The organism is Kitasatospora arboriphila (assembly GCF_039528095.1).
GTDB lineage: Bacteria > Actinomycetota > Actinomycetes > Streptomycetales > Streptomycetaceae > Kitasatospora > Kitasatospora arboriphila.
This window is the reverse complement of sequence record NZ_BAAALD010000137.1, coordinates 1-15,427: the sequence shown is the minus strand read 5'-3', so window position 1 is coordinate 15,427 and position 15,427 is coordinate 1. Positions and strand designations below refer to the sequence as shown.

The window sequence follows — 15,427 nt, the reverse complement described above, 5'->3', positions numbered from 1 at the left end:
CCATGCCGCCCGCCTCCGACCGGCCGGCATGGTCTGCACGGCCGGGGCCGCCGGGACGGGCTGCGGCGCCGGGGCGGGCTCCGGCACGGCCGCCGCGGCGGGTGCCGCGGGCGGTTCGGCGGTGGGCGCGCCCAGCCGCGCGTTCTCGGCGGCGATCGCGGCCGCCCCGGCCTCCTGCAGCCACTGCGGCGGGCTGAGCAGGAACGAGGTCGCCTCGACCGCGCCCGGCACCGGCCGGGCGGCGCCGGCCGGGTTGGGCTCCGTCCGGCCGCCGTACGTCTCCTCGAACTGGCGGACCACCTCGTTGACCGGCAGCGGCGGCCAGAGGGTGCTCGCCCCGCTGTCCCGGGCGATCACCAGCCGCACCTCGCCGCCCTCCGGGGGCTCGCCCTCGGCCCCCTCCACCGCCCAGCAGACGAAGCCCAGGTCGAACTCCCGCACCCGTACCTCGCGCTGCCGGGAGCGCGGCACGCCGGCGTTGATCCAGTCCTCGGCGATCTCCTGCGCCTGCGCGTACGTCACCACGCCCGGCTCACCCCTCCGTTGCTCAGTTCACCGGGACGGCCCGGGCGAACCCGCCGTCCACCATCAGCTCCGCGACCGTCTCCAGCTCCGGCGGACTGCCCGCCAGCCGGAGCAGGAACGCGTCGAAGCTCTCCCCGCAGGGCAGCAGCAGCCGCGCCACCCTCTCCTCCGGCGGTTCCGTGCCGCCGCCGTCGCGCGCGTCGTCGTACGGGCAGAACCAGACCGAACCGGTCCGTTCGCCCCGCACCTTGAGCGCGAGCAGACCGCCCTGGACGTAGGCGATGCCCAGGTAGTCCTTGGTGAGGTGGTCGCGCAGGCACTTGTTGGCGTACACCAGGTCGTGCACGCCGTACTCCTCGCTCAGCGTCAGGAACGGCTGGTCGAGGAGGACTCCGTAGTCGGCGTCCAGGGCGACGCCGGCCGGGGCGCGGCCGCCGGCGATCTTCAGGAAGCTGCGGTAGGCGCCGGGCAGCGGGTGCCCGAGCCGCTGCTCGGCGCGCTGCACCAGGTCCTCGGACACCGCGACCGGGTCGCCGCCGTCCATGGCCAGCGGGAAGTGCACCGGCCGGCGCTCCTGGAGCGGGCGGGTGCCGCGGCGGGCGTGGTCGGCGGAGGAGCGGGCGAGGCCGCCGTGGTGCCGCAGCAGCGCCTTGACCTCGACGGGGACGAGCTCCATCCGGCGCCAGCCGGGCGCGGCCCGGCCGACGGCGTGGTGCCAGGTCCAGCCGGGCGGGGTGGCGACGGCGGTCGTCAGGTCGGCCCACAGCTCGTGGCCCTGGGTGAACAGCGCGGCGTTGGCGGACACGTAGTCGGTGAGCCGCAGCTCGTCCACGCCGAAGCCCTCCGGCGGGTCGGCCACCTCGGCGGCCGCGGCGGCGTACGGACCGAAGTCCGGGAAGCCGTACTCGTCCACGCGGACACCGGCCGGGTGCTTCTCGGCCCGGATCGGGTCCGGGAACTGCACCACCTGGCCCGCGTACGCCGAGTTGGGCGCGGCGGCGGCGCCGGGCCGACCTGTCGTCATCAGGGCTCCCCCACTGGCTCTGCACTGTTGCGGGCACCAGCGTAGGGGAAGGGACACCCCTGGAGACCAGGGGCGTCACTCCCGTTCCGGGCGGCACCGCGTCAGCGGCGCACCGCCTTCGCCAGCACCTCCGCCACCCGGCTCTGCTGGTCCTCGGTGATCTGCGGGAAGAGCGGCAGGGTGAGCAGTTCGGCGGCGGCCCGCTCGGCGACCGGGAAGGCCCCCTCGGCGTGGCCGAGGCCGCGGAAGGCGGGCTGCAGGTGGACGGGCACCGGGTAGTGCACCCCGGCGCCGATCCCGGCGGCCTGCAGGTCGGCGAGGACAGCGTCGCGGCCGCGTGCCACCCGGACGGCGTACAGGTGCCAGACGTGCTCGTTGCCGGGCAGGGTGCGCGGCAGGGTGATGCCGTCGACGCCGGCGAGCAGCGCGTCGTAGCGGGCGGCGGCGGCCCGGCGGGCCTGGTTCCAGGCGGGCAGCCGGCGCAGCTTGGCGCGCAGCACGACGGCCTGCAGGGTGTCCATCCGGGAGTTGAAGCCGAACCGCTCGTGCACGTACTTGCGGCCGGAGCCGTGGTCGCCGATCAGCCGGACGGCGGCGGCGAGGCCCTCGTCGTCGGTGACCACCGCGCCGGCGTCGCCGTAGGCGCCGAGGTTCTTGCCGGGGTAGAAGCTGGTGGCGGCGATCCGGCCCCAGGAGCCGGAGACCCGGCCGTCCTGCCGGGCGCCCTGGGACTGTGCGCCGTCCTCGACCACGGGCAGCTCGCCGGCGATCTCCAGCAGCGGCGCCATCGGGGCGAGCTGGCCGTTGAGGTGGACGGGCAGCAGCACCGCGGCGCCGGGCAGCGCGTCGGCGACGGCCGCCGGGTCGATCAGCAGGTGCTCGGGGTCGACGTCGACCAGGACGGGCCGCAGCCCGGCCCGGACGACCGCCTCGGCGGTGGCGACGAAGGTGTTGGCGGGCAGCACCGCGCCGGAGCCGGGCGGCAGGTCGAGGGCGCGCAGGGCGAGTTCGAGGGCGTCGGTGCCGTTGGCGGTGCCGACCGCGTGCCGCACCCCGGAGAAGGCGGCGTACTCGGCCTCGAAGGCGGCCACGTCGGGGCCCTTGATGTAGGCGCCGCCCGCCAGGACGGCGTCGAAGCCCGCGCGCACCTCCTCGGCGACCTCGGCGTGGGCGGCGTGCAGGTCGACGAGCGGGATGTCGGTCATGGGATTCGCCCCTCGGCGGGTTCGGTGGACAGTGCGGGCACGGGCACGGGCACGGGTACGGCTTCGGGCTCGGTGGGCTCGGGCTCCACGCGCAGCGGGAGGCTGCCGCCGGAGAGGCAGGCGCCGGTCGCGGCGTCCCACCGCCAGTGGTGGCGGGGGCACTCGACGACGCCGTCGGCGATCACGGCGTGGGCGAGGTCCTCGCCGGCGTGCGGGCACCAGCGCTGCAGCCGCAGGCCGTCGCGCCGGACGGTCTCGTCGGAGGCGGTGCGCTCGTGCACCAGCCGGCGGGTCTGGGCGGGCTGGTGGCCGTACCGCAGCAGCGAGAGCAGGGTGAGGTCGAAGACGTCCGGGTCGCGGTGCAGGGCGAGCCGCATGGAGAGCAGGGCCTCCTCCCAGCCGGCCCGGCCGTCGAGGACGGCGCGCAGGGCGCGCGGCGGGACGCGGATGGTGTAGCCGGGGTCGACCGGTTCGTCCTCCAGGTCGACCCGGGCGGCGAGGTCGCCGAGGGCGATCCGCCAGGCCTCGCCGCCGGCCTCCAGGGCGAGCCGGCCGCGGTAGTCGGCGAGCAGCGGGCGGTTGAGCCGGCGGAGCCGGTCGAAGTGGGCGTCGACCTCCTCGGCGGTGGGCGGCGCGGGCTCGCCGCGGTGGTACGCCTGCCACTCCTCGCGGCGGCGTTCGCGGTAGTCGGCGAGGTACCCGGCCGGGTCGGTGAGCCAGCGGCCGGGCGGGGCCGGGGGCACCTCCCGGCCGTCGGGCCCGGGGAGCGCGCCGACGGTGTCGCCGGGGGCCGTCCGGACGACCTCGACCCCGGGACAGGCGGCGGCGAAGTCGGCGGCGACGTCCTCCCAGTGCGGGAAGATCGTCCGTTCGCGGTCGTTGAACCGGTCGAGCTCCGGGTCGAGGAAGCAGGCCGGGCCGGCCGAGGGCAGGTAGCGGCGGGCTCCGGTGAGCCGGACCTTGCGGACCAGACTGTCCATCAGGTCGGCGCGGACGGCGGCGGTCTTGGCGGCCATCCGCGCGGGCGGGTAGTCGTAGGCGTTGGGGTACCACATGGCGCCGGAGTACTGGGCGGCCAGCAGGTCGACGCCGCCGGGCAGGTCGGACAGCGGCGGGTTGCAGTCGTTGAGGTCGAGGAAGCGCAGCCCGCCGAGGTCCAGCAGCAGGCCGCTGTCCTCCTTGTGGCTGGTGTCCAGCAGCATGGTGGCGGTGGCGTCCGGGCCGAGCCGGTGGGTCTCCCGGTGGCCGAGCGGCACCTGCCGGGTGAAGCCGAGTGCGGCGAGCCGGCGCTGCAGCGACCGGGTCCGGTAACGGGGCACCAGGACGGCGGTGTCCCGGGAGAGCCGGTCGAGCAGCCGCTCGTCGAGGTGGTCCTCGTGGGTGTGCGAGACGTAGAGGTAGTCCCAGCGGCCGGCCACCACCTCGGGCAGCAGCGGCCGGTTGTCCGGGTACGGGAACCAGGCGCCCAGGAACGCGGGGTGGAACCACGGGTCGATCAGCAGCCGCAGGCCGGCGTGCTCGACCGCGAAGCCGGCGTGCCCGAGGTGCCTGATCGAGGTCACCCGACGGCCTCCCGGAGGGCCGCGACGACGCGGTCCTGCTGCTCCTCGGTGAGGGTGTGGAACAGCGGCAGGATCAGCGAGCGGTGGGTGATCAGCTCGGTGGCGGGCAGCGGCACCCGGGCGGTGCCCTTGTACGGGGCCTCCAGGTGGGCGGCCATGATGCCGCGCCGGGCGGAGACTCCGGCGGCGGCGAGCCGGGCGAGCACCTCGGTGCGGTCGGGGGCGGTGTCCGGCAGCAGCAGCCAGCAGGCCTGGTAGTTGCCGGTGCCGTGGGCGGGGTCGGCGACCAGCCGTGCGGCGAGCGGGCCGAGCAGGCTGCGGTAGCGCTCGGCGAGTTCGCGCCGCCGGGCGACCATCGCGGGCAGCTTGCCCAGCTGGACCAGGCCGACGGCGGCCTGGATGTCGGTCATCCGGTGGTTGAAGCCGATCTCGTCGTAGGTCTCGACGACGGCGGCGCCGCCGGAGGCGCTGTGCCGGTCGGCGGCGGAGACGCTCATCCCGTGCTCGCGCAGCCGGCGCAGCCGGGCGGCGAGGTCGGCGTCCTGGCAGGTGACCATGCCGCCCTCGCCGGTGGTGAGCAGCTTGCGCGGGTGGAAGGAGTAGGCGGCGATCTCGGCGGCGGCGCCGACCGGGCGGCGGCGGTAGAGGGAGCCGGCGCCGCAGGCGGCGTCCTCGACGACGGTGGCGCCGCGGGGTTCGACCAGGGCCCGGATCGCGTCGAGGTCGACCGGGACGCCGCCCTGGTCGACGGCGATCACGGCCCTGGTGCGGTCGGTGAGCACGGCGGCGACCGTGTCGGCGGTGAGGTTGCCTGTGGCGGGGTCGACGTCCGCGAAGACCGGGACGGCGCCGACGTAGGTGACGGCGTTGGCGGTGGCGACGAACGAGAGCGAGGGGACCACCACCTCGTCGCCGGGCCCGACCCCCGCGCCGATCATGGCGAGGTGCAGCGCGGTGGTGCAGGAGGAGACGGCGACCGCGTGCGGGACGCCGAGGTGCTCGGCGAAGGCCCGCTCGAAGGCGGCGACCCGCGGGCCCTGGGCGACCCACCCGGAGCGGACGGCCTCGGCGGCGGCCTGGGCCTCCTCCTCGCCGAGCCACGGCACCATGACGGGGATGACGGCCGCGGGGGTACTGGACACGGGGGCGCTCCGAACTGCTCGCGGGTCGGTCGTGGTCACTGCGCGCGCCACCAGGCGACGAGCCGGCGCAGGCCCTCGTCGAGGCCGAGGTCGGGCTTCCAGCCGAGGTCGCGTTCGGCGGCGGAGATGTCGGCGAGCCGGCGGACCACGCCGCCCGCGGTGCCGCGGGCCGGGCCGTGCTCGACGTCGAGGTCGCTGCGGTCCATCGCGGCGAGCAGCGCGTCGGCGAGGCCGCGCAGCGAGACCTCGCTCGCGGAGGCGATGTTGTAGACCCGGTCGGTGACGGGGGCCGCGGCGGCGAGCAGGTTCGCCCGGGCGATGTCCTCGGTGTAGACGAAGTCCATGGTCTGGGTGCCGTCGCCGAAGATCAGCGGGGGTTCGCCGGAGGCGATCCGCTCCATCCAGCGGATGAACACCTCGGTGTACCGGCCGTGGACGTCCATCCGGGGGCCGTACACGTTGAAGTAGCGCAGCGCGACGTAGTCCAGGCCGGTCATGGCGTGGAAGCTGCGCAGCATGCCCTCGTTGAACGCCTTGGCGGCGCCGTAGAAGGTGTCGTTGTTGTAGGGGTGCTGGGTCTCCGGCGTCGGGAAGGTGTCGGCGAGGCCGTAGACGGAGGCGGTCGAGGAGGCGATCAGCTTGCGGACGCCCTTCTCGGCGGCGGCCTCGACGACGTCGAAGGTGCCGTCGACCATGATCTCCAGGGCGAGCCGGGGTTCGGCGGCGCACTGGGTGATCCGGATCGCGGCGAGGTGGAAGAGCAGGTCGGTGTCGTCGCCGAGGAGTTCGCGCAGCAGTGCGCGGTCGCGGATGTCGCCGTCGACGACCCGCAGTTGGCCGGGGGCGGCGAGCTCCAGGGCGCGGGCGAGGTTCTCCGTGCGGCCGCGGACGAAGTTGTCGAGCACGACGACCTCGCGGGCACCGGCCTCGATCAGCTGGTCGACGACGGTGGAGCCGATGGTGCCGGCGCCTCCGGTGACCAGGCAGCGGGAGCCGGGGACGGGGACTGCGTTCATCGGGCGGCGGCCCTCTCCTGTGCGGTGGACGACGGTGCGGGGCTCGGCAGTGCGGTGACGGGGTCGGTACCGGCGGCCGGGCCGACGGGCACGGTGGCGCCGCCGAGTTCGAGGCTGCGGGAGGCGGCGTGCAGCAGGCGCAGCACCCGCAGGCCGGAGCGGCCGTCGGTGAGCGGGGCCCGGCCCTCGGTGACGGCGGCGGCGAACTCGGCCATCACGTTGCGCAGCGCCTCCTGTTCGACCAGGGCGGGGGCGACCATGTCGCCGACCCGGTACGAGATCATGGCGCGGTGCCGGATGGCGTCGGTGAGCTCGTCGGGCGGGGTGAGGTCGACGCCGCGGTCGTGGATCGCCAGCCGGGCCTGCGGGTTGAGGTCGTCCCAGACGAGGGTGCGCCGGGAGCCGCCGATCAGGGTGGTGCGGACCTTGGTCGGCGAGAGCCAGTTGACGTGGCAGTGGGCGAGCGCGCCGTTGCTGAGCCGGACGGTGAGGTAGGCGACGCAGGCGCGGCCGGCCCCGATCGGGTCGGCGCCCTGGGCGCTGACGCCGACCGGTTCGACGCCGGGCGGCAGCACGAAGTCGAGGATCGACAGGTCGTGCGGGGCGAGGTCCCAGAGCACGTCGACGTCGGGCTGGACGAGGCCGAGGTTGATCCGCACCGAGTCGAAGAACTGGACGTCGCCGATCTCGCCGCCGTGCACGAGCTCGCGGATCCGGCGGACCACCGGCGTGTAGCAGAAGGTGTGGTCGCACATCAGCACCAGTCCGCGTTCTTCAGCGAGTTCGCACAATTCCGCGGCCTCGTCGGCGGTGGTGGTGATGGGCTTCTCGACGAGCACGTGGCGGCCGGCCTCCAGGGCGGCGCGCACCAGCTTGTAGTGGGCGGCGGCGGGGGTGGCGACGGCGACGGCCTCGACCCGGTCGTCGGCGAGGACTTCGTCGAAGGAGGTGGTGGTGCGGACGGTGCTGTACTCGCCGAGCACCCGGCGGGAGCGTTCCTCGTCCAGGTCGCACAGCCAGTGCAGCCGCAGGGCGGCTGTCTGCTGGGCGTTGCGGACGAGGTTGGGTCCCCAGTACCCGGCGCCGACCACGGCGAGGCCGATCCGGCGCCCGGGCGCGGACCCGGTCGTACCCGGCGTGGGGACGTGCTCGCCGGGCGCTTCGTGCGCCTCCTGCGCCGGCGCGTGCCCCTGCCCGTGCTGCGTCGACATCGACAAGACCCCCCTTGTCCGGTGCCGGAGCGTCACTGCCCCGGAGCACCCCGCGTCCGTGCGGCCCCCCCGGATCGGATCACCACCGCCGGCCCTGCGGCCGGCGGCGCCCCACGGTGCTGCCCAGGTGGCCCCGCCGCTGGAACGGTACCGGCCGCCGTACGCCCCCGGGGGCCGAATCCGCAAACCCGCGGCGCGCCGTGACGGCCTTCGCAACGCTCCGTACACCCCGGGTCCGCGGCGCTGCGAAGGGTTTGACAGTCTTGAGGCCCACAATGAGGGAGCAGGTCGGCGTCCACCGACCGTCAGCACCCCGGCAGACTGCCGACCGGGGCCGGAGACCCGCGCGGAACGCGATCGAGGAGAACCATGTCAGCGAGCCCGACGGCCGACCGGGAGGCCGGCACCGCCGAGCAGCCGGCGGCCCCGGCCGTACCGCGACTGCTGCACGTGCGGGACAGCGTGCTGCCCGCGGTCGCGGCGGCGCTCTCGCTGAAGAACGGCGAGGTGCACACCCTGGCCGGCGACAAGGCCGACCTCGCTCCGCTGCTCCACCCGCTGGTCGGGGACTTCCTCGCCGGCCTGCCGATCGAGCACCGCGAGCGGTTCACCGGGCGGTGCCCGGAGGCGGTGCTGCTCTCCCAGTACCTCACCACGGTGGACGGGGCGCGGTCCAAGCGCGCCTCGCGCAAGCCGCTGGGCCTGCACGACGCCCGCAAGGCGTTGCGGGGCGCCCGGCTGACCACCCTGCGCATCCGCGAGGAGGGGGACCCGGCGCACGGCACGCACGCGCCGCCGTGCCGCTCCTGCGCGGCCCTGCTGGACCACATGAACGTCGCGAGCGTCGCCGTCGGGCCCACCACCCGCTGACGCGCGCCGTCCCTGTCCCCGAACCACGGAGCAGACCCTGAACGCGACCGCCGTACGAACCCAACCGCGCTTCCCCGCCGACGTGGCCGCCGCCCTCAAGCAGGCCGGCTGGCACCCCGGACGCTGGGAGATCCGCCAGGCCGAGGCCTGGGCGGACGTGCTCGCCGTGCACGGCGGGCCCCTGGACACCCCGCACTCCGTCTTCCCCGCCGCCGTGGAGGCCTGGGCCGAGTTCGGCGGGCTGGCCTTCGACCTGGACGGCGCCGGCCGGGCACTGGCCCGCACCCCCTTCCTGCTCGACCCGCGCTGCGGCCTGCACCAGCCGCGCACCCTGGCCGACCTCGGCCGCGCGCTCGGCACCCGCCTCGCCCCGCTCGGCGAGGAGCGGTACGGCCAGGCACTCCTGGCGATCGACGAACTCGGCCGGGTCTTCAGTCTGGACCACACCGGCGAGTGGTACCTCGGTGCCACGGTCGACCAGGCGCTCGCCACCCTGGTCATGGGGCTCCCCCCGGAGCGGCTGCGCGCCTGACGCTCCGGCACCGCCCGTTTCCCCCGCACCGGCTGACGGATCGTCGGCCGGTGCGCTCCCGTCCGTCACCCTTCGTGCGCGGGCGCGCCGCTTTCGCCCGAACCCCTCCCGTCCCGCCCGCCCCGGGTCCACACTGTGTGGCAATTCCGAGGAGAAGACCGGGAGGAATCGCGATGAGCGCCCCCACCGCCGCCGCGGACCGCACCGAGACCCCCGACCCCGACACCGGCGCCGACCCCGACACCGCGGAGGCCCCCGGGCGGCAGCCGCTCTTCGACAACGCCAAGTTCGCGGCGGTCGCGCTGGTGGTGTGCGCGCACACCTGGATGCCGCTGGCCGGCGCCGACCGGACGGTCGCCGCCGCGGTGCTGACCGTCGCGGCCTTCGCGATGCCGGTGTTCGTGACGCTGTGCGGCCGGTTCGCGCAGCCCCGGCCGGGCCGTCCGGCGGTGGACGGCCGCCGCCTGGTGACCGGCGTCGCCGTGCCGTACCTGGTCTTCCAGGTGCTGTACAACCTGGTCGGCATGGCGCTGGAGGGCCGGTTCGCACCGTTCTCGCTGCTGGAGCCGCGCTGGCTGACCTGGTTCCTGCTCTCGCTGTTCGCCTGGCGGCTGACCGTGCCGCTGTGGACGGCGCTGCGGCATCCGCTGGCGGTGGCCGTGCTGGTCGCGGCCGCCTCGGGCGCCGCCCGGGCGCTGCCGGAGGAGCTCGCGCTCAGCCGCACCCTCGCCTTCCTGCCGTGGTTCGTGCTCGGGCTGGTGCTGCGCCCGCACCACGTCGCCCTGCTGCGGCGGCCGGCCGGCCGGCGCTGGGCCCCGGCGGTGCTGGCCGCGGTCTTCGCGGTGCTGTGGCTCGCCGCCCCCGAGCTGCTGAACCCGGGCTGGGTGGAGTGCACCGGCAGCGCCGCCCAGTTGCACGTCCCGTACCCGGTGTGGCTGGCCGTCAGGGCCTCGCTCGGACTGCTGTCCCTGGTCGCCGGGGCGGCGTTCCTGGCCCTGCTGCCGGAGGGCCGGACCCGCTGGACGGCGCTGGGCGCGGCCTCGCTCCACGTCTACCTGCTGCACGGGCTGCCGCTGAAGCTCGTCCAGGCCTCCGGCGTCTACCACGCCCGGGTCCTGCACCACGCCTGGACGGCGCTGCCCCTGTTCGGCACCTTCGCCCTGACCCTCGCGGTGGTCCTCGCCCTCCCGCCGGCCGTCCGCCTCTTCACCCCGCTGGTCGGCCCGAGACTCGCCGACCGCCTGCTGAAAGCACCCCCGGAGGGCGAACCACGAGGGGCGCGGGGAGCGGCGCAATCAGGGAGCGGGCGGCCCGACGGCCACGGCCGACCGGAGTTCACCGGGCGACCCGCACCCGGACTGCGCGGTTCCCCGCGCCCCTGAGGGGCCGCTAAGCCAGCCGTTCCGAGGGCACCGCCAGCCGGGAGGGCAGCACCGCCTCGACGCGGAAGCCCCCGTCCGGCTCCGGGCCGGCGTCGAAGCTGCCGCCGAGGGAGACGACCCGTTCGCGCATGCCGACCAGCCCGTTGCCGCCGCTCGGCAGGCGGACGGGCTCGGCGCCGCCCGGGCAGTCGTTGACCACGGCCACCCGCACCCCGTTCGGCACGAAGGCCAGCAGGACGGACACCCGGGCCCCGCCGGCGTGTTTGTGGGCGTTGGTCAGCCCTTCCTGGACGACCCGGTAGGCGGTCTGTTCGGCGTCCCCGCGGTAGGGGCGGCGCTCGCCGCTGACGGTCAGCGAGACCGCCATCCCGGCGGCCCGGGACTGTTCGACGAGTCCGGTGACCTCGGTGAGGCCGCCCGTGCTCTCGGCGGCGGCCGCGGCCGGCTCGGCCATCCGCAGCACGCCGAGGATCTCCCGCAGCTCGTCCAGGGCCTGCCGGCCGACCTCTCCCATCAGTTTGGCGCTGGCCTGCGCCTTCTCCGGGTCCTTGGTGATGATCCGCTCCAGTGCTCCGGCGTGCACCACCATCAGGCTGACCCGGTGGGCGACCACGTCGTGCATCTCGCGGGCGATCCGGGTGCGCTCCTCCAGCCGGGCCCGCCGGGCCCGTTCGCTGGCCTGTTCGGCGAGCAGGTCGAGTTCGGCCTCCAGGCCGAGCGCCCGGTCCGTGAGCGATTCGACGAGTCGGCGGCGGGCGCCGACGTAGAGGCCGGTGACCACCGGCGGCACGGTCAGGCCGACCGAGACGAGGGCGGCCAGCAGGACGAACACCCAGGTCGGCGGGGTCTCCTCGGCGGGCACCTGGGTGGGGGCGAGCATGTAGACGAGGGCCATGCCGAAGGTCTCGGCGAGGGCGATCGCGGAGAGCGCGACGACCCGGCGGCGGCGCGAGGGCCACTCCCAGGTGGCGGCCAGCGTGTAGAGCGAGACGACCAGCAGCACCATGCCGAACAGACCGGGCACGAAGACCAGCCCGACCAGGACGGGTACGGCCGGCCAGCGCCGCCGCACGACCAGCGTCGCCCCGGCCAGTGCCCCCAGCACCGCCGACACGACCGCGGCCGGCGCACCGAGGTGCAGCCGGTCCCCCACCATGCCGTACGCCCCCGCGGCGCACTCCAGTCCGGCCAGTCCGGCCAGCCCCACGTCCAGCAGCGCACTGCGGCGCCGGGGCCACCACCCCAGGGTGTGGACCGGCCCGCCCCCCTCCGGCGACTTGCTCATGGGGGACAGCGTAAGGCCGCCCCTCGGGCCCTCCCCAGCGAGTTCTGCGGGACCCGGCGCGAGCGGCACCCTGTCCGCCATCCGGCCAATCTCGGACGCGGCACCCGGTGCCACCTATGCTGTGCGGGTCGGACAGCGCGGTCCGCACGCATCACCGTTACAAAGGTGATGAGAGCCGTTGCCGAACCCCCCACCACCACAGGGAGACAGCCGTGACCGCTCCGGTCCCCGCCTCGTCGGACGCCTCGTCCGCGACCGCCGGCCCCGACGCCGACAACGCCGCCCTGCGCGCGGACATCCGACGCCTCGGCGACCTGCTCGGCGAGACGCTGGTCCGGCAGGAGGGCCCCGAGCTGCTCGGCCTGGTGGAGCAGGTCCGCCTGCTCAGCCGCACCGACGGCGAGGCCACCGCCGAGCTGCTCGCCGGCATCGACCTGGAGACCGCGGGCAAGCTCGTCCGTGCCTTCTCCACCTACTTCCACCTCGCCAACGTCACCGAGCAGGTGCACCGCGGCCGCGAGTTCGCCACCCGCCGGGCCCGCGAGGGCTCGCTGCTCGCGCAGACCGCGGACCAGCTCGCCGAGGCGGACCCGAAGCACCTCCAGGACACCCTGGCCCACCTGGCCGTCCGGCCGGTGTTCACCGCGCACCCGACGGAGGCCGCCCGCCGCAGCGTGCTCAACAAGCTGCGCCGGATCGGCGAGCTGCTGGAGCGCATCCACCGCGAGCACCTCGCCTCGGGCCTGTCCGAGGCCGACCCCGTGCGGCACTCCTCGGCGAAGCGCCAGGCCGACCGCCGGCTCGCCGAGGTCATCGACCTGCTGTGGCAGACCGACGAGCTGCGGATCGCCCGCCCCGAGCCGACGGACGAGGCCCGCAACGCCGTCTACTACCTGGACGAGCTGTACCGCGAGGCCGTCCCCGCCGTCCTGGAGGAGCTGCACGAGGAGCTCGCCCGGGTCGGCCTGGCGCTGCCCGACGGGGTGCGCCCGCTGACCTTCGGCACCTGGATCGGCGGCGACCGCGACGGCAACCCCAACGTGACCCCGCAGGTCACCTGGGACGTCCTCAACCTGCAGCACGAGTACGGCATCAAGGACGCCCTCGCCACCGTCGACGACCTGCGCAACTCGCTCTCCACCTCGGTGCGCCTCGCCGGGGCGAGCGAGGAGCTGCTGGCCTCGCTGGACGCCGACCTCAAGGCGCTGCCGGAGCTCAGCCCCCGCTACAAGCGGATGAACGCCGAGGAGCCGTACCGGCTCAAGGCCACCTGCGTCCGCCTCAAGCTGGAGAACACCCGGGACCGGCTGGCCGCGGGCACCCCGCACGTCGAGGGCCGCGACTACGTCGGCACCCGCGAGCTGGTCGCCGACCTGCGCCTGATCCAGGACTCGCTGCGTGCCCACCGCGGCGGGCTGATCGCCGACGGCCGGCTGGCCCGCGCGATCCGCACCGTCGAGGCGTTCGGCCTGCAGCTCGCGACCATGGACGTCCGCGAGCACGCCGAGGCCCACCACCACGCGCTCGGCCAGCTCTTCGACCGGCTCGGCGAGGAGGCCTGGCGCTACGCGGACATGCCGCGCGAGTACCGGCAGCGGTTGCTCGCCAAGGAGCTGCGCTCGCGCCGTCCGCTCGCGCCCGTCCCGGCCCCGCTGGACGCGGCCGGCGCGAAGACCCTCGGCGTGTTCAGCACGATCCGCGAGGGCTTCGAGCGGTTCGGCGACGAGATCGTCGAGTCGTACATCATCTCGATGTGCCAGGGCGCGGACGACGTGTTCGCGGCGGCGGTGCTGGCCCGCGAGGCCGGTCTGATCGACCTGCACGCCGGCATCGCCAAGATCGGCATCGTGCCGCTGCTGGAGACCACCGACGAGCTGCAGCAGGCCGACCGGATCCTCGACGAGATGCTCTCCGACCCGTCGTACCGCCTGCTGGTGTCGCTGCGCGGCGACATCCAGGAGGTCATGCTCGGCTACTCGGACTCCTCCAAGTTCGGCGGCATCACCACCTCGCAGTGGGAGATCCACCGCGCCCAGCGCCGGCTGCGCGACGTCGCCCACCGCTACGGCATCCGGCTGCGGCTCTTCCACGGCCGCGGCGGCACCGTCGGCCGCGGCGGCGGCCCCTCGCACGAGGCGATCCTCGCCCAGCCCTGGGGCACCCTGGAGGGCGAGATCAAGGTGACCGAGCAGGGCGAGGTCATCTCCGACAAGTACCTGCTGCCGTCGCTGGCCCGGGAGAACCTCGAACTCACCGTCTCCGCGACGCTCGCCGCCTCGGCGCTGCACACCGCGCCGCGGCAGGCCCCGGAGGAGCTGGCCCGCTGGGACGCCGCGATGGACCAGGTCTCCGAGGCCGCGCACACCGCCTACCGCGGCCTGGTCGAGCAGGAGGACCTGCCGAAGTACTTCTTCGCGGCCACCCCGGTCGACCAGCTCGCCTCGCTGCACCTGGGCTCCCGCCCGTCCCGCCGTCCCGACTCCGGCGCCGGGCTGGACGGCCTGCGGGCCATCCCGTGGGTCTTCGGCTGGACGCAGTCCCGGCAGATCGTCCCCGGCTGGTACGGCGTCGGCGCGGGCCTCGCCGCCGCCCGCGAGGCCGGTCTCGGCGACGTGCTGGACGAGATGTACGGCCAGTGGCACTTCTTCCGCAACTTCCTGTCCAACGTCGCCATGACGCTGGCCAAGACCGACCTGCGGATCGCCCGCCACTACGTCGAGCAGTTGGTGCCCGCCGACCTGCACCACATCTTCGACCAGATCACCGCCGAGCACGAGCGCACCCTGCGCGAGGTGCTCCGTCTCACCGGCGAGACCGAACTGCTCGACCACAACCCGGTGCTGAAGCAGACCTTCGCCGTCCGCGACGCCTACCTCGACCCGATCTCGTACCTCCAGGTGGCGCTGCTGCGCCGGCAGCGCGACGAGGCCGCCAAGGGGCTGAGCGAGGACCCGCTGCGGGCCCGCGCCCTGCTGCTGACCGTCAACGGCGTCGCCGCCGGTCTGCGCAACACCGGCTGACCCGGCACCCGCCCGGCCCGAGGGGCGGTCCCGCACACCGCGGGGCCGCCCCTCGGCGCGTCACCCCGTCGCCGCCGACGGCTGATCCACCACCTGCACCGCGTACGGCCGGTAGCGCGCCACGAGGTCGGCCCGGGCGGTGTCCGCCTGCGGCGTGACGAGCACGATCCCGGTGCCGTCCACCAGCTCGCCGACGGTGGTGATCTCCACCCCGCGCTCCCGCCAGTACCCGGTGTCCCCCATGACCGTGTTGAGCAGCCGTTTCAGGTCGAACTGCGAGTGGGGCGCGTCGCGGAAGCGCAGGATGCCCGCAGCGCCGCCGAGCGCCGCCGAGAGCCCGGCGTCCAGGCCGCTGCCCGGCACCCGGAAGACCAGCACCTGCCCGGCGCCGCGGTCCACGCAGACCCCGGCGATGTGGAAGCGGTCCTCCCGCAGGGCGAACCTCCAGGCCCGCTCGGCCGTTTCGTCCGGCCCGGTGTCCCCGATCGGGGCGGTGCCGGACGCCCCGCTCCGCAGCCGGGCCGGGCAGGTCAGGTCGGGCAGCTCCGTGACGTCCGGTGCGGGCGGCGGGGCGGTGGCCGCCGGTGCCGTCCCGCCCGCCGCGCCGCCGTCCAGCAGCGGCAGCAGCCCGGCCAGCACCACGGCCGCGGCGG

The 15,427-nt window shown here is 75.2% G+C and carries 12 protein-coding genes and 1 pseudogene; 4 read left to right on the top strand and 9 right to left on the bottom strand.

What is annotated here, in order from left to right; translation table 11 throughout:
* The 7 genes and pseudogenes from ABD353_RS36825 to ABD353_RS36795 all read right to left on the bottom strand — a co-directional run.
* Window positions 1–525: pseudogene (locus ABD353_RS36825) on the bottom strand (SUKH-4 family immunity protein); the annotation flags it as partial.
* Window positions 526–547: 22 nt separating this feature from the next.
* Window positions 548–1,549, bottom strand: coding sequence for an SMI1/KNR4 family protein (locus ABD353_RS36820; RefSeq protein ID WP_344628083.1), 1,002 nt, complete (start codon window positions 1,547–1,549; stop codon window positions 548–550).
* A 101-nt stretch (window positions 1,550–1,650) separates the two neighbouring features.
* A complete protein-coding gene (locus tag ABD353_RS36815) occupies window positions 1,651–2,754 on the bottom strand; it encodes a DegT/DnrJ/EryC1/StrS family aminotransferase (RefSeq protein ID WP_344628082.1) in 1,104 nt (367 codons plus the stop codon).
* On the bottom strand, window positions 2,751–4,316 hold the full coding sequence (locus ABD353_RS36810; protein ID WP_344628081.1) for a Rieske 2Fe-2S domain-containing protein: 1,566 nt from the start codon (window positions 4,314–4,316) through the stop codon (window positions 2,751–2,753). Before ABD353_RS36810 ends, ABD353_RS36815 begins: the two co-directional genes overlap by 4 nt.
* Window positions 4,313–5,458: a DegT/DnrJ/EryC1/StrS family aminotransferase gene (locus tag ABD353_RS36805; RefSeq protein WP_344628080.1), complete on the bottom strand. Its 1,146-nt coding sequence runs from the start codon at window positions 5,456–5,458 to the stop codon at window positions 4,313–4,315. Before ABD353_RS36805 ends, ABD353_RS36810 begins: the two co-directional genes overlap by 4 nt.
* 35 nt (window positions 5,459–5,493) lie before the next feature.
* Entirely contained in the window at window positions 5,494–6,474 is a 981-nt protein-coding gene (locus ABD353_RS36800; protein ID WP_344628079.1) for an NAD-dependent epimerase/dehydratase family protein, read from the bottom strand.
* Entirely contained in the window at window positions 6,471–7,685 is a 1,215-nt protein-coding gene (locus tag ABD353_RS36795; protein ID WP_344628078.1) for a Gfo/Idh/MocA family protein, read from the bottom strand. The genes ABD353_RS36800 and ABD353_RS36795 overlap by 4 nt, the downstream gene beginning before the upstream one ends.
* A 369-nt stretch (window positions 7,686–8,054) precedes the next feature.
* Between ABD353_RS36795 and ABD353_RS36790 the strand changes: the two genes are divergently transcribed.
* From ABD353_RS36790 to ABD353_RS36780, 3 genes are all read left to right on the top strand, one after another.
* The gene (locus ABD353_RS36790; RefSeq protein WP_344628077.1) at window positions 8,055–8,555 is read left to right on the top strand and encodes a YwqJ-related putative deaminase; all 501 of its coding nucleotides are present in this window, start codon (window positions 8,055–8,057) and stop codon (window positions 8,553–8,555) included.
* 37 nt (window positions 8,556–8,592) lie between these two features.
* On the top strand, window positions 8,593–9,087 hold the full coding sequence (locus ABD353_RS36785) for an SUKH-3 domain-containing protein (RefSeq protein WP_344628085.1): 495 nt from the start codon (window positions 8,593–8,595) through the stop codon (window positions 9,085–9,087).
* Window positions 9,088–9,260: 173 nt separating this feature from the next.
* The gene (locus tag ABD353_RS36780; protein WP_344628076.1) at window positions 9,261–10,469 is read left to right on the top strand and encodes an acyltransferase family protein; all 1,209 of its coding nucleotides are present in this window, start codon (window positions 9,261–9,263) and stop codon (window positions 10,467–10,469) included.
* A 7-nt stretch (window positions 10,470–10,476) separates the two neighbouring features.
* Here the strand turns inward: ABD353_RS36780 and ABD353_RS36775 are convergent, their stop codons facing one another.
* Entirely contained in the window at window positions 10,477–11,754 is a 1,278-nt protein-coding gene (locus ABD353_RS36775; RefSeq protein WP_344628075.1) for a sensor histidine kinase, read from the bottom strand.
* Between the two features lie 284 nt (window positions 11,755–12,038).
* On the opposite strand from ABD353_RS36775, the gene ppc reads away from it, so the two are divergent.
* Window positions 12,039–14,774 carry a phosphoenolpyruvate carboxylase gene (gene ppc / locus ABD353_RS36770; RefSeq protein ID WP_344628084.1) on the top strand — a complete coding sequence of 912 codons (2,736 nt, stop codon included), beginning with the start codon at window positions 12,039–12,041 and terminating at the stop codon, window positions 14,772–14,774.
* 60 nt (window positions 14,775–14,834) lie between these two features.
* Here the strand turns inward: ppc and ABD353_RS36765 are convergent.
* The coding region (locus ABD353_RS36765; protein WP_344628074.1) for a hypothetical protein at window positions 14,835–15,427 on the bottom strand (593 nt) is incomplete at its 5' end.